A 24,973-nucleotide genomic window follows, 5' to 3' on the forward strand; every position below is an offset into this window, starting at 1 on the left:
CCGGGCACCATCATTTAGAAGAACCCGCCTATGGCGGGTTTTTTGCTTTCAGGGCATTGGCCCGCCTCCAAACTTCATTTGACTGTCGGCTACACTGCTTCAACCCAAACCGCCAAACGCCGGAGTTCATCCATCACTATCTGGCGTAATTGCACGTTTTCCCGCCCCCGTTGCTCCAATTGTACGCAGGCTTGAACCGAACGTTGCATCCCCAAACTGGCGCAGCCACTTTTCAACTTATGGGCCAAACGCGCCACCAAGTCTTCATCCCCGGCCTCGAACGCCTGTTCAATTTCCGCCACCAGCGGCAACGCGTGTGCAATAAACAGCTCCCGCCATTCGCCGATTTTCTCTTTGCCAAACACCGCCGCATCCTGGGTTAGTTGTTCCGTATCCAGCGAGCTTGCGGACAACGCCGTTTTTTGATTCGCCGTCAAATAATGCTCAATCAATCGACTCAATTCCTCACGCGCGATAGGTTTCTGTATCAGCCCGCGGAATACTTCGCTCGTGCGCTGTCGCAGCACTTCATCGGCCACATGGGCGCTAAAACCGATCAGCGGCAGTTGTGGGCAACGGGCCGTGATCTGCAACGAGAGCGTGATGCCATCCATATCGGGTAGGTCCAAATCGACCAGCACGCCACTGAATGCCGAGTCGGCTGTCAGTATGTCCAACGCGCTTTGGCCATCGCTAGCCACCGTAACCCCGGCACCGCAAGACTGTAGCATTTCCGCCGTGATGCGCTGCGTAACCAGATTATCCTCGACGATCAACAGGCGATAGTTGGCAAGGTCGGTGCGCTCTTCGGCGCGATGCTGGACTGGCGTGGCCGCAATCTGCAACGGCAGGCTCAGCGAGAAACAGCTGCCCTGGCCCGGCGTGCTGGTAGCGCTTAGCGTCCCCTTCAACGCTTCGGTCAATCCTTGGCTGATGGCTAAACCTAACCCGGTGCCGCCGCGTTTATCCGTCAGTTGCACGAAGGGTTGGAAAATTTGTGTGAGTCCGTCGGCGGAAATGCCGCAGCCCGTGTCGGCCACATCGATTTGCCAGCGCTGGCCATCAACCCGACAGCTCACCGCCACTCGCCCCTGTTCGGTAAAGCGCAAGGCGTTGGACAGCAGGTTAATCACGACCTGGCGAATACGCCGCGGATCGCCATTGAGCCACTGCGGCAATTCATCGGCACAGCTGAGGCTGAGCTGGATATCGCGATGACGCAACCGCCCAGAGATCAAACGTACAATACTCGCCAACAGCTGGCGCGGGTCGAAAGGTTCATTGCTGACGGTTACGCTGCCTTTGCCTGCCTCTAGCGCCGAGTAGTCGAGAATATCGTTGAGGATCGCCAACAGGCTTTCGCCGGAGTCATTGATCGCCTGTACATAAGCCAGGCTTTTGGCCGATAGCGACTGCTCGGAGAGTAGCTGAGCGGTGCCTAACACACCGTGCAACGGCGTGCGGATTTCATGGCTCATTGCCGCCAAAAAGGCGGATTTGGCGCGGTTGGCCTTTTCGGCCTCTGCCCGAGCCTGATGGTGCTCGACCACCAGCGCTTCCAGTTCCGCCGTGCGTAATTCGACCTGTGCCGCCAGATACTGCTGCTGGTTCTGCAAGGCATCGGCATTGGCGCGAAACGCCTCCATGAGTTGCCCCATGGTATTGAGCTCATGCACCACCGAGGTCGCAGGAAAAGGCGAGTTAAGATCGCCTTGCAGCAACCGTTGCAGCGCCGCGGTTTGCTTCGCCAAAGGTAAGGTGACCGAGCGCCACACCACGCGCCATAGGATCAGCGACAGCACCGCCAGAGTGAACAGGCTCAAGACGATCAGCCAGAATTTGCCGGTTTCGCGGGCCTGCTTCAGCGTTTCCAATGCCTGCGTATTGCGCCGTTCAATGTCGCTGACCTGGCGGCTGATTTCGCTGCTAAAGCGGGTAAACATATCCAGGTTGTTTTGCGACAGCGCCTGCAGCTGGGCGCGAATATCCTGCTCCTGCTGATAAAGTGCCGAAAGTTGCTGATAACGTGCCACAATCTGCAATTCAGTGCCGATCTTCTCCCGCGTGAGCGGATCTTCGACACGTTCCTGACGCCGCTGCAAAATACGCACGTAGTCACCAATACGGGAAACCAATTCAGCCGGTGCTCGCTCAGCGACCTCTTTCTCCAGCAGCAGGATCAGATGCTCGATCTGGATCGCATTAAGCCGCAACTCGCTCATCTGGTTTTGATATTCCAGATCGACATCGATCAACCGGTCTAACGCCTGCTCTGCCGCCTGGTTGCGATGCTGATCGATCAGATCGTAAATCCCTGCCTGGGTCACGCCCGCCGCTGTAGCCGCATTGTTTAACTGCCCCTTGGCCAGTTCGGCAATGCGGGATGCCGCCTCCATAATTTGGCGCGACAGCTCGCTCTGTTGTTTGCGCAGCGTCAGGCGCTGGCCGACCAACTCACCCTGTAAGCCCAGACTGCGGGTAATATCGGATTCCTGTTGCTCGATCGCCGCAGTATCAAAACCCTGCTCACGTAAACGCCCCAGCAACCGGCTGATACGCAGGCTTTGCACCGTCAGCATCTTGCCTTGATCGAGCCATTCCGCCTGGGTATTGGCGTTGGTCAGGCTTTGGGCAGAGAAGAGTTCGTACGCGCTGGCCTCGCTCAGCTGGCGCGCCATGTTCATGGTGGGGATCACCGACTGGGTATGGGTTTGCTCAACCTCGCCAATAAAGCGAAAGCCGAACCAGCCGATCAGCGAACTGAGCAGCGTCAGGCCCGCCATCAGCAAAAAAGCCAACCAAAGTCGTCGTGTTAACGAAGGGTGCCCCATAAATGTCCCGGTGATGGAATATCAGCTACGAAGCCTATAGCATAAAGGCATCCGATCTATGAGGCTATTATGCATACCTCTCTTCTGCGTTTTCTGCTGCTGTTTATCTGCGGCCTGCACGTCTCGTCAGCGCTGGCCGTCTCATCGGCCCCGTTGGTGCGTTGGATAAACGAGCGCCAGTCTGAGCCGGTGGCCGCCGTGGCAGCCATTCAGGCGGAGCGCCGTTGGAAACTGTGCGCACTCTACCCCAGCCTGAAAGACTCTTACTGGTTATCCATTAATTACGGCATGGTGCGTGAGGCACAACGCGCTGGCGTGACGCTGCAAATCTTTGAAGCCAGTGGCTACTCGCAGATCGATACCCAGCGTGAACAATTGGCGCTCTGCCGCAGTTGGGGAGCCGATGCGATTTTGCTTGGCAGCAGCGTAGCACAGTTCCCCGATCTGGCCGCCGCCGTGGGCGACACACCGGTAATTGAGGTGGTCAACGCCTTGGGCTATGCGGCAACCAAAGTACGGGTGGGAGTGCCATGGTTCCAGATGGGCTACCAACCAGGGCGTTATCTGGTTGAGCACGCGACTCAACGGCCACTCAACGTGTTGCTGATGCCAGGACCCAAGGATGCCGGTGGCAGCAAGGAAATGATTGAAGGGTTTCGGGCCGCCGTTGCTGGCAGCGCGATCAACATCGTCGAGGTGGTGTATGGCGATAATGACGTAGAAATTCAGCGCAATTTACTGCAAGACATGCTGGAGCAGCATCCGCAAATCAATCTGGTCGCAGGCAACGCCATTGCCGCTCAGGTGGCGATGGGGGAAAATCGTAATCGGCAGCAACCGTTGGGGATTGTCTCTTTTTATCTCTCGCACCAGGTTTACCGTGGACTTAAGCGCGACAAGATCATGGTGGCCGCCAGCGATCAGATGGTGCTTCAGGGCGAGTTGGCTATCGATCAGGCGATCCGGGTTTTGCAGCATCAGCCAGTGGGAAATAATATCAGCCCGCATATTCTGACTCTGACGCCGGGCAACATCAGCCTCCAAAAGGTGGCACTCTCGCTCTCACCCCTCGGTTTTCGGCCGGTCTATCTGTTGCCGTCAGCTGACGTCGGCGGCTAGGAAGTAGCCCTCGCCGTGCTGGGTGACAAACAGTTCGCTGTTGAGCTTATTTCTCAGCCTGCGTATCAGCACGTCCACGGTACGCAGATCCGGCTGTTCCACCCGATTGGACGACAACATCCGCAACAGACGTTCACGGCTCAGCACCGTGCCGGGGTTGGTGACAAACGCCAGCAGCATTTCATATTCGGCCCGCGTCAGGCGGATGGGCTGCTCTTCGAACATCACTGTATGGCGGGAAGGATTTAGGCAATACCCGGCGAACAGGTAGCAGTTGTCTTGCTGCACGTTACTGGCCGGGGTGTTGGCCAGATCGATCCGCCACAGCAGGTTTTTCACCCGCACCACCAGCTCACGCAGCTCCAGCGGTTTGGTCACGTAGTCATCCGCCCCCATCTCCAGCCCGACTATCCGATCGATCTGATCGCTACGCCCAGTCACGAGAATGATCCCAACGTTGGAACGCTCACGCAGCGCGCGGGTTAACAACAGGCCATTTTCATTGGGCAGGTTGATATCCAGCAAAATCAGATCCACCGGCTGTAGCAGCATGATTTCCTTCAGCCCCACGCCGCTTTCCGCCACAGATACCTGGTAGCCCTCATGCACGAAATAGTCGCGTAAGCGCGCCTGCGTAACCGGATCGTCTTCAACAATCACGATGTGATGGCTCATGGTGTCAACTTGCTCCCGCCCTGTTCATATCCATTCATATTGTGACTTATTGCGTTCATTCAGACCAGTGACCCTATTCACATTTACTCCCTATCCTACTAAAGGAGTATCCATAATAACTAGAAGGTCTATTTTATGAGCAAGCTTTGGCGGAAACTGACCCGGCCTAGCGCCAAATGGTCGGTGCTGGCACTAGTGGGTATCGGTTGCATTCTCGGGTTAGCGATCATCATCGTACCGCACGCTGGTATCAAGATGACCAGCACCACCGAGTTCTGCGTCAGTTGTCACTCTATGCAGCCAGTGTATCAAGAATACAAACAGTCTGTTCACTTCAAGAACGCCTCCGGCGTGCGCGCAGAATGCCATGACTGCCACATCCCACCAGATCTGCCTGGCATGCTATGGCGCAAGATGGAAGCGGCCAACGATATCTACCAAACCTTTATTGCCCACTCGATCGATACACCGGAAAAGTTCGAAGCCAAACGGGCCGAACTGGCCGAGCGCGAATGGAAGCGCATGAAGGACAACAATTCCGCCGGCTGCCGCTCCTGCCATAACTATGACGCGATGGAACATACCAAGCAGCACCCAGAGGCTGCCAAGCAGATGAGCATCGCGGCCAAGGATAATCAGTCCTGTGTCGATTGCCATAAAGGGATTGCCCACCAGTTGCCCGACATGAGCAGCGGCTTTCGCAAACAGTTTGAAGACCTGCGCCACAGTGCCGACGCCAACAGCGATGGCAACACGCTCTTCACCCTGGATATGAAACCGATCTACGCGGCCAAAGGCGATAAAGAACCTGCCGGTTCTCTGCTGCCAGCCTCTGAAGTCACGGTATTGAAACGTGATGGCGATTGGCTCGAAGTACAAATCGTGGGTTGGACCGAAACCACCGGCCGCCAACGCGTGCTGTCGTTGCTGCCGGGTAAACGTATTTTTGTCTCCTCGATCCGTGATGAGGTGCAAAAGCAGGCCAAAACGCTGGAGAAAACCACGGTAGCCGGTACCGGCGTGGAGTGGAGCAAGCTGCAAACCACCGCCTGGGTGCAGAAAGGCGATCTGGTCAACGATATCAAACCGATCTGGGCCTACACCGCCGCCCTGTATAACGGCACCTGTAACCAGTGCCACGGCGCACCGGAGATCGCCCACTTTGATGCCAACAGCTGGATCGGCACCTTGAACGGCATGGTTGGCTTCACCAGCCTGGATAAGCGGGAAGAACGTACCCTGCTGAAATACTTGCAGATGAATGCTTCCGATACCGGCGGCGCAGAGCAGAAACACTAAGGGAGAATGCACATGAAAACATTACCAACCATCAGCTTGTCCCGCCGTCGTTTCCTGACTCAACTGGGCGGGTTGACCGCCATTGGCATGATTGGCCCGTCGCTGCTGATGCCAAAGAACGCTCTGGCCCAAGGCAGCGCCGGTAGTGGCCTGCAAGAAGGTCTGTTGACCGGCTCCCATTGGGGGGCTATCCGCGCCACCGTGATGGACGGGCGTTTTGTCGCCGCCAAGCCGTTTGAGATGGATAAATATCCCTCCAAAATGATTGCGGGCCTACCCGATCACGTCCACGGCACCGCACGTATTCGTTATCCGATGGTGCGGATCGACTGGATGCGCAAGCGCCATTTGAGCGACACCACCCAGCGCGGCGACAACCGTTTCGTGCGCGTCACCTGGGATGAAGCGCTTAACCTGTTCTATCAGGAACTCGAGCGGGTGCAGAAAACCCATGGTCCTTCCGCCCTGCTCTCTGGCACCGGCTGGCAATCGACCGGCATGTTCCATAATGCCTCCGGTATGCTGGCCAGAGCGCTAGCCCTGCACGGGGATTCGGTTGGTACCGGCGGCGACTATTCCACGGGCGCAGCCCAGGTGATCCTGCCGCGAGTGGTTGGCGCAATGGAAGTCTATGAGCAGCAAACCTCTTGGCCGCTGGTGCTGCAAAACAGCAAGACCGTGGTGTTCTGGGGCTCGGATCTGGTGAAGAACCAGCAGGCCAATTGGTGGTGCCCGGATCATGACGTTTATGAATACTATGCCGAGCTAAAAGCCAAGGCTGCCAGCGGCGAGATCAAGGTAGTCAGCGTTGACCCGGTAGTCACCTCAACTCACGAGTATTTGGGCCGCGAGCATGTGCAGCACATCGCCCTGAATCCACAAACGGACGTTCCGTTGCAGCTCGCCTTGGCGCATACGTTGTACACCGAAAAGCTGCACGATACCCACTTCCTCGGCACCTACTGCGTCGGCTTTGAGCAGTTCCTTCCTTACCTGTTGGGCACTAGCGATGGCCAACCTAAAGACGCCCAATGGGCCTCAACGCTGTGCGGCATCGACGCAAAAACCATCCAGGAACTGGCACGCCAGATGGCAGCCAACCGCACGCAGATTATCGCTGGCTGGTGTGTACAACGTATGCAGCACGGTGAGCAATGGTCGTGGATGACAGTCGTGCTGGCGGCGATGCTTGGCCAGATCGGTTTACCAGGCGGCGGCTTTGGTTTTGGCTGGCACTATAACGGTGCGGGCACGCCGAGCCGTAAAGGGGTGATCCTGAGTGGTTTCTCCGGATCCACCAGCACGCCAGCGATCCACGCTAACGGCGATTTCAAGGGTTACAGCAGCACCATCCCTATCGCTCGCTTTATCGATGCCATGCTGGAGCCGGGCAAAGAGATTGATTGGAATGGCAAGCGCGTCAAACTGCCGCCGTTGAAGATGTGCGTGTTTGCCGGTACCAACCCGTTCCACCGTCATCAGCAGGTTAACCGCATGATCGCCGGCTGGCAGAAATTGGAAACCGTGATTGCCATCGACAATCAGTGGACCTCCACCTGCCGTTTTGCCGATATCGTGCTGCCTGCCACTACCCAGTTTGAACGTAACGATATCGACCAGTTCGGCAACCATTCCAACCGCGGCATCATGGCGATGAAGCAACTGGTACCACCGCAGTTTGAAGCCCGTAATGACTTCGATATCTTCCGCGAACTGTGCAAGCTGTTCGATCGCGAGCGGGAGTTCACCGAAGGCCTGGACGAAATGGGCTGGATCAAACGTATTTATCAAGACGGCGCACGCCAGGGCAAAGGACGCGGCATTGCTCTGCCCGCCTTTGATGAATATTGGAATGGCACGGGTTACTTCGAATTCAGCCACCCGGAAATGTTTGTGCGCCACCAGGCCTTCCGCCAAGACCCGGATTTAGAGCCGTTAGGCACACCGAGCGGCCTGATCGAGATTTACTCGAAGAGCATTGCCGATCTCAACTACAACAATTGCCAGGGCCACCCGATGTGGTTTGAGAAGGCAGAACGCTCGCATGGTGGGCCACTTTCGGCCAGCTATCCGCTGCATCTGCAATCTGCCCACCCCGATTTCCGTTTGCACTCGCAACTGTGTGAATCGGACACGCTGCGCGCGCAATATAGCGTGGCAGGTAAAGAACCGGTGTTTATCAGCCCGCAGGATGCACGCGAGCGCGGTATCAACAATGGCGACGTGGTGCGGGTATTCAACGCACGTGGACAAGTGTTGGCCGGGGCGGTGGTTTCGGATCGCTATACGCCCGGCGTGATCCGCATCCATGAAGGTGCCTGGTACGATCCTGAACGCGGCGGCGTGGCCGGTTCGCTGTGTAAGTACGGCAACCCGAACGTGCTGACCCTGGATATCGGCTCTTCCGATCTGGCGCAGGCGACCAGCGCACACACCGCATTGGTCGAGATTGAGAAGTTCAAAGGCAAAATCGAACCGGTTACCGCGTTTAATGGCCCCATCGAGATGGTTGCCCAATATGAGTTTGTGCCGAAGACAGCAGAAAATGCCGCGCCATAAGGAGGCTATGCCATGTTAAATCAGGATCCTGAGCTTGACGCTCCGCATTACGCCTGCCTCTATGCCTGGCTGTCCGGCTGCTTTGCGCGGGAGCTTGGCGATGCGCAGATAGCCGAGCTGGTCAGCCCATCGCTCACTGCCTGGCTGACGTTGCTGGAGCAGATCCCGGCGCTGCAAGCACCGGTCACCCAGTTCAATCAGGCAGTTGCGGCAATGCAGCAGCGGCCTGATGCGCAACTGGAGCTGGCGGCCGATTTTGCCGGGTTGTTTCTAATGACGGATAAATCCGCCGCGCTGCCCTATGCCTCGTGTTATCAGCCGGAGTCCACACGCTTTAAGCAAGAGCAGAGCTCACGGATGAAAGCGTTGTTGGCACTGTCTGGTATGGAGGTTGATGGCTCCTTTAGCGAGCCGGAAGATCATCTGGCGCTGATTTTGGAGCTGCTTAGCCGGCTGAACTTTGCACTCACGGAAACAGAGATGCCTGGCAAGGAGCTGCTGGCGCTGCGTAGTGAAGTGCTAACCGGTAGCCTCAGTTGGCTGCCGGAGTTCAACCAGCGCTGTATTCGTCACGACGGTTTTGGGTTTTATGCTGCGTTGAGCACCTTGCTGCTCGCGCTGCTACGTGTGGATGCGGATATTCCGGCGTAATAAAGTCAGCGTGGCTCCAACTGTTGGGGCCACGCTTTATTATCATTAAGATTAATCTTAAATAAACGGTAAAACCGTTTTCTATCGTTATTGAAATAAATAAAAGTTAAAAAAACGTATCTAGCTTAACGATGGCACTGCCAATACCGCGTAATAATCAGTATGAAATCCAACACAAAAAACCCTCAAAGCTACCGCCTTGTTAACAACTCAGCGGGAGGGTGTTTTTTACGCTTATAAATCAACTCACTAAAACGGCACAAAACACCAGGTCCGACCTCTTCCCTTTGGCTTTTTTAAAAAATATGATGCTCATCGCGGTTCCTAAAGAACCCGTGCAACACCCATGCAGATAAAAGGATATTGGACAGATAAAAACGGAGTTCTGTAGTGGTCTGTTAATTTATAGAATATCAGACAGGGCTTTATTTAAATGAAGACAATAGTCATAACGCTGGCCTTTACCGGGGCAGTCATGCTGTTATCTGGCTGCGTTATCACGCCACCAGGCGAAAATAATCATCACCATAATTCAAACACCATCACCCGCGATGGCGTAACTCTCCCTAATTGTGAAACATTGCCTGATGCCAGTCAGGCCGATAATGGTTCACGTTGCTGGTATCGCTAACAGGGCATCAAATAATGAAAACCAAACATATTGTTATGATGGCTCTGGTTGGAGGGATCTTTTCTCAGCCGGTGTTCGCTATCAGTGAAGCCTATCGCGCACAGCTGGAACAATCTGGTTGTACACAGGTTGATGAGGCTAATGGAACATGCAATGTAGGCCATACCCGGCATCATCAGCACGGCGACCAAGATACCAAACGGCAAGTGGAGCACCGCCTGGATTCAGCGATTGCGGGTAACTATCAGGGTCAGGCGGTTGATTATATGCAGCTGGCGGGATGGCATTCCATCAATGAAGAACGCACCCGCTGGCGCAAGGCCGGGCTGGTCGTCGATTTTGATATGACGTCATCAGGTAAGGTCATGGGCGTTATTGTCCGGTAGCGATTATTGAGTGGATGTATGACAGGGATGTCTTCCTTCGAGGGGAAATAACAGAGTGGTATTGTTGCTGAATATGTAGGGGCGCCGCATGAGCTGCCAACGACGCTGGCCTGCTCCCTCTCCCCAAACCAGTGTTCATGAGATCCACGGTTTTACCGTGGGAGAGGGTTGGGGTGAGGGGCGATCTGTCGCTTCAACTTTTCCGATTAACTACCTGCCCGAATCCCTCGCCTGCCATCTCCAGATCGGGGGCAGCAAAGAAATCCAGATTGAAGTAGGTGTCAGGAGTCATTAGCTCAATGCAGTGCCAATACTCCGGCGGGCTGACACCAAACTGTCCGGCCGAAATAATCACTTCCATCTCCGCTTCGGTGGCCTGCTCATTGTTAAAGCCCCTATATTTCACCGCGCCCTGCATCACGGAAAGCCGGCCATAAACTCCCTTTTTGGTGTTGTGATGGGTCAATAAGGCACTGGGCACGGTTTCACGATCCCAAAATGGCGTTGAACGGGTGTGCTGGTAATCAACTGGAATGCGGAATTTCATAACTCCTCCTTCTTACTATGGCTTTCAAGCATTCAAGACTTTCAATAAGCTGAATGCCTGCTTCATATGATCTGCGCTGACGATAAACGCCCGCAGTTGCTGCTGTTGATCCCACCCTTTGGCGATCATGCCCTGAGGATCCACGCTGATCGACCAAATCAAATCCTGACGCTGGGTTTCTCCCGCCAGATGCAAAGGCAGGTCGGGCGTCTTCACCTTGACCAGCATGGCCGGAAATTTCACCGTATCGGCCGTCCCCAACAGGTTTTTTGCCAGCGTCGTGGCGCTGAATTGGATGGGCAGCAGGAAAGGCATCAACTGGCCCTCGATTTCTGCACAGTCACCGAGCGCGTAAACGTCTTGCGCTGACGTCTGCAAGCTCCGATCAACCTGGATACCCCGGTTAACCTGCAAGTTAGCCTGCTGCGCCAAAGCAATATTCGGTTGCAACCCAATGGCAGAGACCACGGCGTCCACCAGCAGCTCTCGCTGATTACTCAGCGTCACATGTATGCCATTTTCCCGCTGTTCAACAGCCGTTAATTGCTGGTTGAATACTAGCTCGACGCCCATCTGCTGCAAACGATGCTGGAGGCCACTGCTGGCCTCAACCGGCATCAGCGCGGACATCAGGCTACAGGCTTTATCGACTAGCGTGACCCGCTTGCCCGCCCGGCACATATCCATGGCCAGTTCGCAGCCAATCAGCCCGCCGCCCAGGATCAACACCTGTTGAGCCTCTAACAACACCGTTTCACTGCTGCGATATTCCTGCTGGCTGTTCAACGTCAGCATATGCTGATGACCCGGCACCGGCGGCACGATGGCCGAGGCCCCCATAGCCAACACCAGTTTGTCGTAATGCCAGTAGCGTTCATCGCTACTCAACGTTTTTTGCTGGCTATCCAGAGCGGTAATACGGGTGTTGGGATGCACCGTCACACGATACTGTTCCGCAAAACTGCCCGCCGTTTGCCGCGTCAAAGCCTCTGCCGACTGATGCTGGCTGATGACATGGCTCAGTTCCGGTTTGTTGTACTCATCGCAACTGTCTGCGGCAATCAGGCTAATCGACACATCGCCATCTAGCTTACGCAGGCTTTTAACCAACTGGCGGGCCGCAAATCCGGAGCCAACGATCAGGATGCCGTGATTCATTGGGCCTCCGACTTCATCGCATCAAAGACCTCTTTGCCCATTGCACATTCTGGGCAGAGGAAATCGTCCGGCACGTCTGGCCAGGCCGTTCCTGGCGCCACATCCTGCATCGGCTCACCTTGCTGCGGATCGTAAACCCACAGGCAAACGCTGCATTGCATACATGGCCCCAAATCGGCGCTTTCAGCACTCTGCGATGCCGGAGCCATTGGCGGTTGAGGCTGAGTTTCAGGGGTGATCGCGTTACCTGCTGGCAGAGGAGAAATAGCCCATTGGCGGGCGATATCGCGGCCATGCTGACGGCAGACCTCCAACGTATCGCCATCCGGCCGCCATTTGGCCTTCAACGCCAGCGTGGTTTCAAAACCGCAGTCCATCAGGCGGGTTTGGATACGGTCAACCGCCCCGCCGTTCCAGCCATAGCTGCCGAACGCCGAGGCTTTCTTGTTGCGAAAACGCAGGCCGGTGATCTCTTCCAACAACCCAGCCACTTTCGGCATCATCACGTTGTTCATGGTCGATGAGCCCACCAACACACCTTTGGAGCGGAACACGTTGGTGAGGATTTCGTTTTTGTCGTGACGCGCCACGTTAAAGATTTTCACCGCCACGCGAGGATCGATTTCATTGATCCCCTGGGCAATGGCATCCGCCATCATGCGGGTGTTGTTGGACATGGTGTCGTAGAAAATGGTGATGCGATCTTCCTGGTAGTCTGCTGCCCATTCCAGGTAGCGATGCACAATTTGCGTCGGATTATCGCGCCACACCACGCCGTGCGAGGTGGCAATCATATCTACCGGCAGATTAAACCCGAGGATTTCAGTGATCTTGGGTGTGACCAAGCGGCTGAAAGGCGTGAGGATATTGGCGTAATAGCGTTGGCACTGTTCGAACAGTTCGTTCTGATCGACCTCGTCGTTAAACAGATGCTCATCGCAATAATGTTGGCCGAAGGCATCGTTGCTGAACAGCACCGCATCACCGGTCATATAGGTCATCATGCTGTCCGGCCAGTGCAGCATTGGCGTTTCAACAAAGATCAGCTGCTTGCCGTTGCCGATATCCAGGCTGTCGCCGGTATGCACCACGTGGAAATTCCACTCGGGGTGGTGATGGTGACCGTTAATGGAGTCGATACCGTTTTCGGTGCAGTAAATCGGCGTATTGGGGATCCGCGCCATCAACTCGGTGAGCGCACCGGCATGGTCTTCTTCCGCATGGTTGATAATGATGTAGTCCAGCGTTTGCAGGTCGATCTCCGCCGCCAGGTTTTGCACAAACTCGCGGCTGAATTTGTGATCGACCGTATCGATCAATACCGTTTTTTCCTCACGGATCAGATAGCTGTTGTAGCTGCTGCCCTTCAGGGTCTTATATTCTGTGCCGTGAAAATCGCGCACTTCCCAGTCACGTTGCCCGACCCACTGAATGTTGTTTTTTACCTGGATTGCCATGCTCACTACCCTTCGATTGATCGTTACATTGAGATAGTGGTATTGAGCAAAGGGCGTGCCAGTTATTATCTGATTGTTTTAAAACTACTTTTAAAAGGTTGCTGTCAAAGTGACAGCGGGATAAGCTTGTCTTTATGACAACTCAGTGTCGGAATGACAATCATGTCTCTCTCTATCCAGTCGCTCGCCACCATCGCGATAGATTTGCAAAACGGCCTCACGCAACGCGATCGCTTCCAGTTTTTGATCAACAGTCTAAGAGAACTTTTACGTTGCGATGCCTCCGCTTTACTGCGTTTTGAGGGGCAACAGTTCCGTCCTCTGGCCATCGATGGCCTGGCGCCGGACGTCTTGGGCCGCCGCTTCTCCCTTGACGCACATCCCCGGCTGGAAGCCATCGCTCGTGCCGGTAACGTAGTGCGTTTCCCGGCAGACAGCGATTTGCCCGATCCTTACGACGGTCTGATCCCCGGCCACGGTCAATTGAAAGTGCATGCCTGCATCGGCTTACCCCTGTTCGCGGGGCAGGATTTAATCGGTGCCTTAACCTTCGATAGCATGGATCCACAGCAGTTCGATCGCTTCAGCGACGAAGAACTGTGGCTGATTAGCGCACTGGCCGCCGGCGCACTCAATAACGCCCTGCTGGTGGAAATGTTGGAGAAACAGTCACTATCGCCATTGGCAGAACACCGCATCAGCAGCGCCAAACAAAGCGATGAGATGATTGGGCTCTCGCCGAGCATGCGGCAGTTGAAACAGGAAATCGGCATCGTAGCCAGCTCCGATCTCAACGTGTTGATTACCGGCGAAACCGGGGTAGGGAAGGAATTGGTGGCGCAAGCCATTCATCGAAAATCATCGCGCGCCGCCAAGCCGATGGTGTATCTCAACTGTGCCGCGCTGCCAGAAAACGTCGCGGAAAGTGAGCTATTCGGCCACGTCAAAGGCGCGTTTACCGGTGCGATCCAACATCGTATCGGCAAGTTTGAATTGGCCGACGAAGGGACACTGTTCCTCGACGAGATTGGCGAGCTGTCCCTTTCGCTGCAAGCCAAGTTGCTGCGGGTGATCCAATATGGCGACCTGCAACGCGTAGGGGATGACCGGGTGAAACGCGTCAACGTGCGCATTCTGGCCGCCACCAACCGCGATCTTAAACAGGCGGCGGTTAACGGGTTATTCCGGGTAGATTTGTATCATCGGCTGAGCGTGTTTCCCATAGCCGTGCCACCCTTGCGTGAGCGCGCTGGTGATATTGCGCTGCTCGCCGGTTTCTTCTGCGAACGATGTCGCATCAAACTTGGCCTGACACAGTTAACCCTCACCTCGGCAGCATTATCCACGTTGGAACAATATCCGTGGTCCGGCAACGTGCGCGAATTGGAACACACCATTTACCGTGCCGCCATTGTGGCGCGCGCTACGCAAAACCACGCCGAACTGGAGCTACTGCCTACCCATTTCAATTTACAGTTTGAACCTGTGCTGGAGAGGGATCATGAAGGCACCTCCGTAGCGATACCAGAGGCCGATCTCGCCACGATGACTCAACAGTTTCAGCGCGATGTGATCCTGAAAGCACTGGAGGGATGCGACAGAAATTGGGCGGCTACGGCACGTAAACTCAACCTGGACAGTGGCAACCTGCACCGGCTGGCAAAACGACTGGGGATTAAATAGGCCCATAGAAGCCTGCGGGCCGACCAACCAGTTACTCGGCGTAAGCGGGTTGAAAAACGCTGCGCCCTATATTGCGTGCGGCGTCGAGGCAGGCCTTTGGCTCCCCCAGTTCTGGCATCAGCAACATTTCGTTGGTGACCACCGGAGCACCGCAATAGTCAAAAATACCGTGCGCAATCTGGGCGTTAAATGCGTCGGTATAGCCGTGTCGATCATAGAGGCTTTTGCCGCCCGCTCCCAACCCAATAATATGTACCGGCAAATGCCCTAATTTTTTAACCACGGCCCCCTCGGCGGTCTCTTCATAAGCCCACCCATTGGAAAATACGCGGTCTATCCAGCCCTTCAGCAGGGCAGGCATGCTCCACCAATAGATTGGGAACACTAATACCAGTGCATCAGCTCCATCGATACGTGCCTGTTCTGCCAGGATATCTTCTGGCACAGTGGCCGTTTTCAGGAAGCCCGCAATATCAGCACCAGAGTAAGTCGGATCGAAACCTTCCTGGGTGAGATCGGCAATTTCAAACGTATTGGCAGGATCGGCTGCGATGACCCCTTCGGCAATGGCCGCCGCAACGCTATGGGTTAATGACGTGCCGAGAGGATGGGAAACCACGATTAATGCGTGCATGGGGACACTCCTATTGTCAGGGATGGGTATAATACGTAATCTATATACCAACAGTAAGTTACCATCGGTAAGTTACCTTTAGTATATAACTCTGTCAATGGGTAAATAGGGCTATGGTCTCCAAACCACATCCGCGAGTTCGACTATCGAGAGAAGAGCGTTATCAGCAGTTGCTGGCAACCGCCTGGAAAATCATCCGTGAAGAAGGCACCGATGCGCTGACGCTTGGCCATCTTGCCGAACGCTCGGGCGTCACCAAGCCGGTCGTCTATGACCACTTCACCAACCGTTCGGGCCTGCTGGCCGCATTGTATCAAGAGTTTGATTACCGTCAGACCGCGCTGATGGATGAAGCCATCCGCAATACCCAACCGGAGCTGGCAGCCTTGGCGTCGGTGATTGCCACTTCCTACATTGAATGTGTGCTGCTGCAAGGGCGTGAAATGCCTAGCGTTATGGCGGCCCTAGCCGGTACCCCCGAGCTTGAGAAAATCAGGAATGATTACGCCGTGGTGTTCACCGAGAAATGCCGCAAGCTGTTTGCCCCATTCTGTTGCGATAACCAACTGCAAGACGCAGCGCTATGGGCGATGCTCGGCTCTGCGGAAGGGCTGTCCTACGCTACCAGCTGTGGGGCGATTACGGCAACTCAGGCGAAGGAGGAGTTATTCAGCATCATTGTTTCGATGGTGCAACGAAGTGACGATCGTCCAGATAGGGCTATGCCATAATAGCCACACCGTTGTCCCTTATCATGGAAGAGAGTTATGCCGACGATCGTTACCCACGCCGCAGTGCCGTTATGCCTTGGTTTAGGGCTGGGCCAGAAAATCATCCCGCCCCGCCTGCTGCTCGCGGGGATCGCACTTGCCATGCTGCCGGATGCTGATGTCTTAGCATTTAAATTCGGGGTGGCTTACGGCGATCAGTTCGGCCACCGCGGCTTCACGCATTCACTGCTGTTTGCGTTCCTGATGCCGACCTTGGCATTGCTGTTCTACCGCTGGTTCAAGGTTAACCCCGTCAAGACCTGGCTTTTCCTGTTTGTTTCGCTGCTGTCCCACAGTTTGCTGGATTCGGTGACCACCGGGGGCAAAGGCGTCGGCTGGCTATGGCCGTGGAGTGATGAGCGCTTCTTCGCGCCCTGGCAGGTGATCCGCGTGGCGCCGTTCAGACTGGATCAATACCTGACTCCTGCGGGACATGCGGTGATGATGTCAGAATTACTGTGGGTGTGGCTGCCTGGCGCTATCTTGATGACCATGATGATAGCGCTGCGTAAACGTTGATGATAGCGAGGGGCGCTGCACGCAGCTGCCCCTACACAGTCAGCCGGTTAGCCGACAAAATCAATTCTACTCAGCATCAACGTGCCATGTTGCAGGGTAAACCGTACATGCATTCCCCCGTCGCAGACTTCTGATAGCCCAGGGATCAGTAGATTGGCATCCGTACCGATAAACACGTCGAGTGCATCATCTGAAAATTCACCGGAGCCCGTTGAGTCGCAGGTGCCTTCTACCGGCACTTGTTTCTCCCCTTGATAGTAATAATATTGCCCGTCCTCTTCGGCAGGGAAGTATTTCCTGACCTGCTCCTCCGGCGTCAACGAGCTTACGCGATAATCAATCAGCCGTTTTTTAGTGAGATCGACGCCCAGCCGCGGCAGTTCCTTCAGCCCATCCCTGATTTGCACTGCATATTGGTCAAATAACGCCGGCGTAATGCTCTGCTGATCTTCATCTTTCGTGCCCGCCAGGAAAGTATCGACTACGTTCTCTAGCGGGAAAACGATATGCGCCTTCAGATAGCCCATATCGCCCTTCTTGACCGCCTGTTGGAATAGTTGGAACTGCTTTAGCATCTCAACCTTCACGCCGTCACTGAGCTGCTGAGAGTCCTGAGAAGGAATGAGCTCACTCGCCGCGTCCAGCAGTTTTTGTTCGGTGATCGCCGAGGCAGGCCCGCTGAAATTGCACTTCTCCACGGCTTTGCTCTCAACACTCAGCGCTTGCCATCGGTCATGTTTGGCCAGGATCACGTCGTAGTAGTTCATCCCTTGCCGCTCCGGACTTTCCTCCCCTTCCAGTCGTCCGCAGAAATACGCCATCTTGCTGGTCGTACACAGGTGAGACACCACAAATCTAGGCTGGGCCATCTTCCCTGGGTAACTACGCCGGACCGCATCCAGCAACGGCTTACGTTCTTCATCATAAAGACCGACGTTTTGGCATCCACTCGCGGCGAGTTCGTCTTGGATGGTGCTATGGCATTGGGCTTGAGCCGGTGAATCGACATAAGAGTCAAAATTGCTCACCGTGGTCCAGAAACCTTCCGCAGATTGCTGCAATTGCCGATCGTAAACCACCGTTTTGCCGTTGATTTTAACGCTGCCACTGCCATCGTTGGTTCTGGCGGTGGCGCAGAAATACGCCTGTGAACCGGATACGCTCAGTTGTTTAACGACAAACTGGATATCGGTGGGATAGGCAATATTGGCCCGCATCTGATCGAGGATGATGCACCGTAGCGGATCGCTGGCAACCAGCGTCTGCCCTTGAACATAAGGGGATAACAATACCAGCAACAGCGCATATCTTTTCATTAGGCAAATCTCATCCTGAGTCGGGCCTTGCAGAGAGCGCCAGTATTAAAACAATTTGGCCATCAATCAATAGAAAAACCCGCCAGAAGCGGGTTTTGAGAAAAGAAAGCGGAACGACTTATGTCTGATTGGCAGGAGCAAGAAACTCCTGCTCGTAGGCCAGCGATTTTTTCTTATCGAACTGATGTTCCCATTTGGCAATCACCAATACCGCCAGCGCGTTGCCCACCACGTTCAGCGCCGTACGCGCCATATCGAGGATACGGTCGACACCAGCGATAAACGCCAGACCTTCCAGCGGAATACCTACGCTGCCCAAGGTCGCCAACAGCACTACAAAGGAAACACCCGGCACACCGGCAATCCCTTTTGAGGTCACCATCAGCGTCAACACCAGAATGATCTCTTGCCCCAGTGACAGCTCAATGCCGTACAACTGTGCGATAAAGATGGCGGCAATACTTTGGTACAGCGTTGAACCGTCCAGATTGAAAGAGTAGCCCGTTGGCACCACGAAGCTGGTGATGGCTTTTGGCGCGCCGTAGGCTTCCATCTTTTCGATAATCCGTGGCAACACGGTTTCCGAACTGGCCGTGGAGTAAGCCAGGATCAGCTCTTCTTTCAGGATACGGATCAAGGTCCAGATGCGCAGATTACACAACCGCGCGACGGCCCCCAGCACCACCAAGGCAAAGAAGGCGATAGCGAAGTACACCAGCACCACCAGTTTGGCCAGCGGCAACAGCGAAGCGAAACCAAAGTTGGCGACCGTCACCGAGATCAGACCAAACACCCCGATAGGCGCGTAACGCATGATCATATGCGTCACTTTGAACATACTCTCGGCCACCGCCTTGAACACCTTCAGCAACGGTTCTTTGGTTTCTTTCGGCAGGGAAGACAAGCCCAGGCCAAACAGCACCGAGAAGAAGATGATCGGCAGCATGTCGCCTCTGACCATCGAAGCAAACACGTTAGAAGGAATTAACGAAAGGATGGTCGCTACCAGGCTATGTGAGCCACTTTGCACCTGTTCCGTCGTTTTTTCATATTGTGAAATATCGACCGCAGTCAGCGTCGACATGTCGATGCCGTGCCCGGGTTGAAAAACATTAGCCAATGTCACGCCCACGATGATGGCGATGGTGGTGATCACTTCAAAATAGATAATGGTTTTCAATCCAATGCGGCCCAGCTTTTTGGTATCTCCAATACCGGCAATGCCAACAATCAGTGTAGAAATAACAATGGGAACCACGATCATCTTGATCAGGCGAATAAAGATATCACCGGCGGGGCTCAGTATATTACTGACCATCCACTCACGTGATTCCGTTTGGTTGTGCAGCACGGCGCCCAAAGCAATACCTAATACCAACGCGATCAGGATTTGCCAGGCAAGGCTGATTTTTACATTTTTCATACCCAAAAGTCCTCAAAGACTCCGTGCCTAAGTGCTTAACAACACCTGGACGACGGATGGAATACTTAATCATTTATTACGGGCTTATGTTTGTGAACCTCTGCGTCCACCTGCCCTTGGTATCACGCAGTATAAATCTGTACCATCTGAGGGCGGGCTTCTGCAAGCCTTGTTTCATCTCACTTCCTGCCTTTTCACCCGCAAAAAACCAACAAACAAAAAACGATTCGCAACATAATTACTTGTTCTAAAAAACATAATATTAGCTTGAGCAGATCAATACACGACAAAATAGGACAATTTTTAGCCTAAATAAAAGTGCGTGATTTGTCAGGGTATTTGCATATTTAGTCTCAATGAGTGTTTCAATATTGTTAATGAAAGGTTTTACAAAAGAAAATAAAAGCATCGTTCGGACACTTTTATTAGCCTGCGATTATTCTTAATATAATTCACGAAACTAATGAATAACTCACAGATCATTCACTGAATCTCTTAATTTACTTTTCAAGCAACAAGCCTAATAAAAGCGGCAAGACAATAAACCTTCGATAGTTTAGGGCTAACCATTAAGGCGAGTATTTATAGCAATTATTAACACGTGGAGTTCCACACGGAATATAACCTGCTGCCGATAAGGCTTGGCTTTTCCTTTACCATCACGTTAACGCCAGATGCCGATTGTTTTTTAGCTATCTAAAAAGTTTTTAATACAAATACGTCGCTAACGGGTTTCTCACCGTCAACCAAACAGGTACACAACACAATTACGACAGTAACTATTACAAATCAACATCTTCGTTGCGTGATCTGTCGCCCAAAAAAGAAACAAACCGTCATGGCAAACTATACTTAACCGTCAGTTGACATATCATTAACAATTCTAAGGAGAAAAACCATGAGCCAACTGCATAAACACGCCATTCCGTCTGCAATTGCAGAACGTGCCCTGATCAATCCGGAGCAATATCAGCAGTATTATCAACAATCTGTGCAGGACCCAGCGGCATTCTGGGGCGAGCACGGCAAGATCCTCGATTGGATCAAACCCTACACCTCGGTGAAGAACACCTCTTTCGATCCTGGCCATATCAGCATCCGCTGGTTTGAAGACGGCACGCTTAACCTGGCGGCCAACTGCCTGGATCGCCACCTGGCCGAACGCGGCGATCAAACCGCCATTATCTGGGAAGGCGACGATCCAACCCAATCGGCCAAGGTCACTTATAAACAACTGCACCATGACGTCTGCCAGTTCGCCAACGTGCTGAAAAAGCTCGGGGTGAAGAAAGGCGATGTGGTCGCTATCTATATGCCAATGGTGCCAGAGGCGGCCGTGGCGATGCTGGCCTGTGCCCGCATTGGTGCCGTGCACTCGGTGATCTTTGGTGGTTTTTCTCCAGAAGCCGTTGCGGGCCGTATTATCGACTCCAACTCCAAGCTGGTGATCACCGCCGATGAGGGGCTGCGCGCAGGTCGTGCCGTACCACTGAAAAAGAACGTCGATGATGCGCTGAAAAATCCAGGGGTGAAGAGCGTCAACAACGTAGTGGTGTTCCAACGCACCGGCAAGCCGGGCTACTGGCAAGAAGGCCGCGATCTCTGGTGGCATGAGCTGACCGAAGGCGTTTCTGCGGACTGCCCACCGGAAGAGATGAATGCGGAAGATCCGCTGTTTATCCTTTATACCTCAGGCTCCACCGGCAAACCGAAAGGCGTGGTGCACACCACCGGGGGCTATCTGGTTTACGCCGCACTAACCTTCAAATATGTGTTTGATTACCACGATGGCGATATCTATTGGTGTACCGCCGACGTGGGCTGGGTTACCGGCCACAGCTATCTGCTATATGGTCCATTGGCCTGCGGCGCGATCACCTTGATGTTCGAAGGCGTGCCGAACTATCCCGGCGTGAACCGTCTGTCACAGGTGGTTGATAAACATCAGGTCAATATCCTGTATACCGCACCTACGGCAATCCGCGCCCTGATGGCCGAAGGTGACAAGGCGATCGAAGGCACCAAACGTGATTCGCTGCGCATCATGGGCTCCGTGGGTGAGCCAATCAACCCGGAAGCCTGGGAGTGGTATTACAACAAGATTGGTAACGCGAAATGCCCAATCGTGGATACCTGGTGGCAGACCGAAACCGGTGGTTTCATGATCACCCCGCTACCAGGCGCTACCGAGTTGAAGGCTGGTTCCGCCACCCGTCCATTCTTTGGTGTGCAACCGGCGCTGGTCGATAACATGGGTGAACCACAGGAAGGTGCCTGTGAAGGCAACCTGGTGATCACCGACTCCTGGCCGGGTCAGGCTCGTACTCTGTTCGGCGACCATGACCGCTTCGAGCAAACCTACTTCTCCACCTTCAAAGGCATGTATTTCAGTGGTGATGGCGCTCGCCGTGACGAAGATGGCTATTACTGGATCACCGGCCGTGTCGATGACGTGCTGAATGTTTCCGGCCACCGTCTGGGTACCGCCGAAATCGAATCCGCATTGGTTTCCCACCCTAAAATTGCCGAGGCTGCCGTGGTAGGCATCCCGCATAACATTAAGGGTCAGGCAATCTATGCCTATATCACCCTGAATCATGGGGAAGAGCCAACGCCAGAACTGTATGCCGAAGTACGTAACTGGGTACGCAAAGAAATCGGGCCAATTGCCACGCCTGATGTGCTCCATTGGACCGACTCATTACCTAAAACACGGTCCGGCAAAATTATGCGGCGTATCCTGCGCAAAATTGCTGCCGGTGATACCAGCAACCTGGGGGATACCTCAACGCTGGCCGATCCGGCTGTAGTCGAAAAGCTGTTGGAAGAAAAACAATCTATGAAAGTTCCATCCTAATCTGCGCCGTTTCCGGCCGTTCGTCTGCGAACGGCCTGTATACCTGAAAGCTTTCAAATGCATCAATGCCTATCCCAGACATTTTGACTGGGATGGGTAAAGGCGGCCCGCAGAGCGCCAATTTGCCAGCTGGAAAGGTATCGCGCGGCGTACTTGTTCAATACCTATTGGAGAAACTCGGATGAATGAAGACATTTATCAAAGGATTGAAGAAAACCCGCGCTTTAAGGAGCTGGTGCAAAAACGCAGCCGTTTTGCCTGGCTCCTGTCATTGATCACACTGGCGCTGTACGTCGGCTTTATCTTGCTGATTGCCTTCGACCCGCAGTGGCTGGGTACCCCACTCGCAGCCGGATTGACCATTACCCGTGGGATCCCGGTCGGTGTCGGATTGATTGTGATTTCGTTCGTGTTAACCGGGATCTATGTTTACCGTGCCAACGGTGAGTTCGATCGCCTGAATGCTGAAATCCTGCGCGAGGTTAAACAATGAAGCGCCTACTTTCAGCCTCCGCGCTGCTGGCCTTACCGGGCCTGAGCCATGCCGATGCCCTTACTGGCGCAGTACAGCGCCAACCGCTGAACATCCAGGCGATCGTTATGTTCGTCCTGTTTGTTGGCGCGACGCTTTATATCACCTACTGGGCTTCCAAACGTACCCGCTCTCGTCAGGATTACTACACCGCTGGCGGGCGCATCACCGGTTTTCAAAACGGCTTGGCCATCGCCGGCGACTTTATGTCTGCGGCTTCGTTCCTCGGTATCTCCGCGCTGGTCTACACCTCCGGCTATGACGGGCTGATTTACTCCATCGGCTTCCTGATTGGCTGGCCGATCATTTTGTTCCTGATTGCCGAGCGGCTGCGTAACCTTGGCCGTTATACCTTTGCCGACGTGGCCTCTTACCGCCTGAAACAGAAGCCGATCCGTTCCCTTTCGGCCTGTGGCTCACTGGTGGTGGTCGCGCTGTACCTGATTGCCCAGATGGTAGGGGCAGGCAAGCTAATCCAGCTGTTATTCGGCCTCAATTACCACGTAGCCGTGGTATTGGTCGGCATACTGATGGTGCTGTACGTTCTGTTTGGCGGCATGTTGGCCACCACTTGGGTACAAATAATCAAGGCCGTGCTGCTGTTGGCCGGTGCCAGCTTTATGGCGCTGATGGTGATGAAATCCGTCAATTTTGATTTCAACACCCTGTTTGCCGAAGCCGTGAAGGTGCATCCGAAGGGGCTGTCCATCATGAGCCCAGGAGGACTGGTTTCCGATCCGATATCCGCACTCTCTCTGGGTCTGGCGTTGATGTTCGGTACCGCCGGTTTGCCACATATCCTGATGCGCTTCTTTACCGTAAGTGATGCCAAAGAAGCCCGTAAGAGCGTGTTTTATGCCACCGGTTTTATTGGTTACTTCTATATCCTGACCTTTATTATCGGTTTCGGCGCGATCCTGCTGGTCAGTGGCAACCCAATCTTCAAGGATGCCAGCGGAGCATTGCTGGGCGGCAACAACATGGCTGCGGTGCATCTGGCTAACGCGGTGGGTGGTAACTTCTTCCTCGGCTTTATCTCTGCGGTAGCCTTTGCCACCATCCTGGCCGTGGTTGCCGGGCTTACCTTGGCGGGGGCGTCTGCGGTTTCTCACGATCTCTATGCCTGCGTGATCAAAAACGGCAAAGCGACCGAGCGTGACGAGCTGAAAGTTTCCAAGATTACCGTGGTGTTGCTTGGGGTGGTGGCTATTGCTCTGGGGATCCTGTTCGAGAAGCAGAACATTGCCTTTATGGTGGGGCTGGCATTCTCCATTGCAGCCAGCTGTAACTTCCCAATCATCATTCTTTCCATGTATTGGTCACGTCTGACCACGCGGGGAGCGATGATTGGTGGCTGGCTTGGTCTGTCAACTGCGGTGATCCTGATGATCCTCGGCCCAACTATCTGGGTGCAGATCCTCGGCCATGCCAAACCGATTTATCCTTACGAATATCCGGCGCTGTTCTCAATGCTGGTTGCCTTTATCGGCACCTGGTTCTTCTCTGTGACCGATAATTCATTGGTTGGGCAGCAAGAGCGCGTGAAATTCCGTGCCCAGTTTGTACGTTCACAAACCGGCGTGGGGATTTCTCAGGGAAGTGCACACTAAGAAGCGGTAACCTGCTGGTTCATCCGGCAGGTTAATTTCTGTTAGATCCGTGATAATCCCCTCACCCTAACCCTCTCCCCCAGGAGAGGGAACCGATCGAGTCCGCTGATAGTTCCCATTTTTTCCGCAGCTGCACAGCCCAACCCACGACTCCAGACTCGCTCCCTCTCCCTTAAACAGGGGCTTATGGCGTTCTCAATCCGTCTGCGGGAGAGGGTTGGGGTGAGGGGCGTATCCACACGGGCGCAGCATGCAGCGCCCCTACGTTTTGAACCCGGGGATTGAGGGGAGCGGGGATTTCTGTTTTCGACGCATA

General features: G+C 54.2%; 20 protein-coding genes. 12 read left to right on the forward strand and 8 right to left on the reverse strand.

Going from position 1 to position 24,973, the window contains the following annotated elements; all coding sequences use genetic code 11:
* Positions 1 to 89 precede the first annotated feature (89 nt).
* A complete protein-coding gene (torS, locus tag U869_RS0119455; RefSeq protein ID WP_025123995.1) occupies positions 90 to 2,831 on the reverse strand; it encodes a TMAO reductase system sensor histidine kinase/response regulator TorS in 2,742 nt (913 codons plus the stop codon).
* A gap of 84 nt (positions 2,832 to 2,915) precedes the next feature.
* Between torS and torT the strand changes: the two genes are divergently transcribed.
* The gene (torT, locus tag U869_RS0119460) at positions 2,916 to 3,950 is read left to right on the forward strand and encodes a TMAO reductase system periplasmic protein TorT (RefSeq protein WP_025123797.1); all 1,035 of its coding nucleotides are present in this window, start codon (positions 2,916 to 2,918) and stop codon (positions 3,948 to 3,950) included.
* Here the strand turns inward: torT and torR are convergent.
* Positions 3,930 to 4,625: a two-component system response regulator TorR gene (torR, locus tag U869_RS0119465; RefSeq protein ID WP_025123798.1), complete on the reverse strand. Its 696-nt coding sequence runs from the start codon at positions 4,623 to 4,625 to the stop codon at positions 3,930 to 3,932. The genes torT and torR overlap by 21 nt on opposite strands.
* A gap of 135 nt (positions 4,626 to 4,760) precedes the next feature.
* Between torR and torC the strand changes: the two genes are divergently transcribed.
* The 5 genes from torC (at position 4,761) to U869_RS0119485 (ending at position 10,151) form a co-directional block, all read left to right on the forward strand.
* Positions 4,761 to 5,924 carry a pentaheme c-type cytochrome TorC gene (gene torC / locus U869_RS0119470; RefSeq protein ID WP_025123799.1) on the forward strand — a complete coding sequence of 388 codons (1,164 nt, stop codon included), beginning with the start codon at positions 4,761 to 4,763 and terminating at the stop codon, positions 5,922 to 5,924.
* A 12-nt stretch (positions 5,925 to 5,936) separates the two neighbouring features.
* Positions 5,937 to 8,483, forward strand: coding sequence for a trimethylamine-N-oxide reductase TorA (gene torA, locus U869_RS0119475; protein WP_025123800.1), 2,547 nt, complete (start codon positions 5,937 to 5,939; stop codon positions 8,481 to 8,483).
* A gap of 12 nt (positions 8,484 to 8,495) precedes the next feature.
* Positions 8,496 to 9,134, forward strand: coding sequence for a molecular chaperone TorD (gene torD / locus U869_RS0119480; RefSeq protein ID WP_025123801.1), 639 nt, complete (start codon positions 8,496 to 8,498; stop codon positions 9,132 to 9,134).
* Positions 9,135 to 9,567: 433 nt separating this feature from the next.
* The gene (locus U869_RS32230; protein WP_157834745.1) at positions 9,568 to 9,765 is read left to right on the forward strand and encodes a hypothetical protein; all 198 of its coding nucleotides are present in this window, start codon (positions 9,568 to 9,570) and stop codon (positions 9,763 to 9,765) included.
* Positions 9,766 to 9,779: 14 nt separating this feature from the next.
* Positions 9,780 to 10,151 (forward strand): hypothetical protein, encoded by a 372-nt coding sequence (locus U869_RS0119485; protein WP_025123802.1) that lies wholly within the window; start codon positions 9,780 to 9,782, stop codon positions 10,149 to 10,151.
* A 193-nt stretch (positions 10,152 to 10,344) separates the two neighbouring features.
* Here the strand turns inward: U869_RS0119485 and U869_RS0119490 are convergent, their stop codons facing one another.
* From U869_RS0119490 to norV, 3 genes are read right to left on the reverse strand one after another with little or no spacing between them, the layout of a single operon-like run.
* Positions 10,345 to 10,698 (reverse strand): DUF1971 domain-containing protein, encoded by a 354-nt coding sequence (locus tag U869_RS0119490; RefSeq protein ID WP_025123803.1) that lies wholly within the window; start codon positions 10,696 to 10,698, stop codon positions 10,345 to 10,347.
* 24 nt (positions 10,699 to 10,722) lie between these two features.
* Positions 10,723 to 11,856, reverse strand: coding sequence for an NADH:flavorubredoxin reductase NorW (norW, locus tag U869_RS0119495; protein ID WP_025123804.1), 1,134 nt, complete (start codon positions 11,854 to 11,856; stop codon positions 10,723 to 10,725).
* Positions 11,853 to 13,313, reverse strand: coding sequence for an anaerobic nitric oxide reductase flavorubredoxin (gene norV / locus U869_RS0119500; protein WP_025123805.1), 1,461 nt, complete (start codon positions 13,311 to 13,313; stop codon positions 11,853 to 11,855). Before norV ends, norW begins: the two co-directional genes overlap by 4 nt.
* 162 nt (positions 13,314 to 13,475) lie before the next feature.
* Between norV and norR the strand changes: the two genes are divergently transcribed.
* Complete coding sequence (gene norR / locus U869_RS0119505) at positions 13,476 to 14,996, forward strand: nitric oxide reductase transcriptional regulator NorR (protein WP_025123806.1); 1,521 nt, start codon at positions 13,476 to 13,478, stop codon at positions 14,994 to 14,996.
* Positions 14,997 to 15,027: 31 nt separating this feature from the next.
* Here norR and U869_RS0119510 read toward each other — a convergent pair whose 3' ends face one another.
* Positions 15,028 to 15,630: an NAD(P)H-dependent oxidoreductase gene (locus tag U869_RS0119510; protein ID WP_025123807.1), complete on the reverse strand. Its 603-nt coding sequence runs from the start codon at positions 15,628 to 15,630 to the stop codon at positions 15,028 to 15,030.
* Between the two features lie 113 nt (positions 15,631 to 15,743).
* On the opposite strand from U869_RS0119510, the gene U869_RS0119515 reads away from it, so the two are divergent.
* Entirely contained in the window at positions 15,744 to 16,361 is a 618-nt protein-coding gene (locus U869_RS0119515; RefSeq protein ID WP_025123808.1) for a TetR/AcrR family transcriptional regulator, read from the forward strand.
* Positions 16,362 to 16,397: 36 nt separating this feature from the next.
* Positions 16,398 to 16,919: a metal-dependent hydrolase gene (locus U869_RS0119520; RefSeq protein WP_025123809.1), complete on the forward strand. Its 522-nt coding sequence runs from the start codon at positions 16,398 to 16,400 to the stop codon at positions 16,917 to 16,919.
* Between the two features lie 47 nt (positions 16,920 to 16,966).
* Here the strand turns inward: U869_RS0119520 and U869_RS30130 are convergent, their stop codons facing one another.
* Both U869_RS30130 and gltP read right to left on the reverse strand, forming a co-directional pair.
* Positions 16,967 to 18,235 (reverse strand): hypothetical protein, encoded by a 1,269-nt coding sequence (locus tag U869_RS30130; protein WP_025123810.1) that lies wholly within the window; start codon positions 18,233 to 18,235, stop codon positions 16,967 to 16,969.
* Positions 18,236 to 18,353: 118 nt separating this feature from the next.
* A complete protein-coding gene (gene gltP, locus U869_RS0119530) occupies positions 18,354 to 19,658 on the reverse strand; it encodes a glutamate/aspartate:proton symporter GltP (RefSeq protein ID WP_025123811.1) in 1,305 nt (434 codons plus the stop codon).
* 898 nt (positions 19,659 to 20,556) lie between these two features.
* On the opposite strand from gltP, the gene acs reads away from it, so the two are divergent.
* The 3 genes from acs to actP all read left to right on the forward strand — a co-directional run bounded on the left by acs (position 20,557) and on the right by actP (position 24,657).
* Entirely contained in the window at positions 20,557 to 22,515 is a 1,959-nt protein-coding gene (gene acs / locus U869_RS0119540) for an acetate--CoA ligase (protein ID WP_025123812.1), read from the forward strand.
* 181 nt (positions 22,516 to 22,696) lie between these two features.
* Positions 22,697 to 23,008 carry a DUF485 domain-containing protein gene (locus tag U869_RS0119545; protein WP_025123813.1) on the forward strand — a complete coding sequence of 104 codons (312 nt, stop codon included), beginning with the start codon at positions 22,697 to 22,699 and terminating at the stop codon, positions 23,006 to 23,008.
* Positions 23,005 to 24,657: a cation/acetate symporter ActP gene (actP, locus tag U869_RS0119550; RefSeq protein WP_025123814.1), complete on the forward strand. Its 1,653-nt coding sequence runs from the start codon at positions 23,005 to 23,007 to the stop codon at positions 24,655 to 24,657. The genes U869_RS0119545 and actP overlap by 4 nt, the downstream gene beginning before the upstream one ends.
* Positions 24,658 to 24,973: the final 316 nt, after the last annotated feature.

Origin of the sequence: Serratia sp. H1w, from assembly GCF_000633355.1 — a bacterium.
Taxonomy (GTDB): Bacteria; Pseudomonadota; Gammaproteobacteria; order Enterobacterales; family Enterobacteriaceae; genus Chania.

Bases quoted from the DNA above. Each gene is read 5' to 3' on its own strand.
- norV (WP_025123805.1), bottom strand. From the start codon at position 13,313: ATGGCAATCCAGGTAAAAAACAACATTCAGTGGGTCGGGCAACGTGAC.
- acs (WP_025123812.1), top strand. From the start codon at position 20,557: ATGAGCCAACTGCATAAACACGCCATTCCGTCTGCAATTGCAGAACGT.
- U869_RS30130 (WP_025123810.1), bottom strand. From the start codon at position 18,235: ATGAAAAGATATGCGCTGTTGCTGGTATTGTTATCCCCTTATGTTCAA.
- U869_RS0119520 (WP_025123809.1), top strand. From the start codon at position 16,398: ATGCCGACGATCGTTACCCACGCCGCAGTGCCGTTATGCCTTGGTTTA.
- torR (WP_025123798.1), bottom strand. From the start codon at position 4,625: ATGAGCCATCACATCGTGATTGTTGAAGACGATCCGGTTACGCAGGCG.
- U869_RS0119515 (WP_025123808.1), top strand. From the start codon at position 15,744: ATGGTCTCCAAACCACATCCGCGAGTTCGACTATCGAGAGAAGAGCGT.
- U869_RS0119545 (WP_025123813.1), top strand. From the start codon at position 22,697: ATGAATGAAGACATTTATCAAAGGATTGAAGAAAACCCGCGCTTTAAG.
- torD (WP_025123801.1), top strand. From the start codon at position 8,496: ATGTTAAATCAGGATCCTGAGCTTGACGCTCCGCATTACGCCTGCCTC.
- torC (WP_025123799.1), top strand. From the start codon at position 4,761: ATGAGCAAGCTTTGGCGGAAACTGACCCGGCCTAGCGCCAAATGGTCG.
- torS (WP_025123995.1), bottom strand. From the start codon at position 2,831: ATGGGGCACCCTTCGTTAACACGACGACTTTGGTTGGCTTTTTTGCTG.
- U869_RS0119490 (WP_025123803.1), bottom strand. From the start codon at position 10,698: ATGAAATTCCGCATTCCAGTTGATTACCAGCACACCCGTTCAACGCCA.
- norR (WP_025123806.1), top strand. From the start codon at position 13,476: ATGTCTCTCTCTATCCAGTCGCTCGCCACCATCGCGATAGATTTGCAA.
- U869_RS0119510 (WP_025123807.1), bottom strand. From the start codon at position 15,630: ATGCACGCATTAATCGTGGTTTCCCATCCTCTCGGCACGTCATTAACC.
- gltP (WP_025123811.1), bottom strand. From the start codon at position 19,658: ATGAAAAATGTAAAAATCAGCCTTGCCTGGCAAATCCTGATCGCGTTG.
- actP (WP_025123814.1), top strand. From the start codon at position 23,005: ATGAAGCGCCTACTTTCAGCCTCCGCGCTGCTGGCCTTACCGGGCCTG.
- U869_RS0119485 (WP_025123802.1), top strand. From the start codon at position 9,780: ATGAAAACCAAACATATTGTTATGATGGCTCTGGTTGGAGGGATCTTT.
- U869_RS32230 (WP_157834745.1), top strand. From the start codon at position 9,568: ATGAAGACAATAGTCATAACGCTGGCCTTTACCGGGGCAGTCATGCTG.
- torA (WP_025123800.1), top strand. From the start codon at position 5,937: ATGAAAACATTACCAACCATCAGCTTGTCCCGCCGTCGTTTCCTGACT.
- norW (WP_025123804.1), bottom strand. From the start codon at position 11,856: ATGAATCACGGCATCCTGATCGTTGGCTCCGGATTTGCGGCCCGCCAG.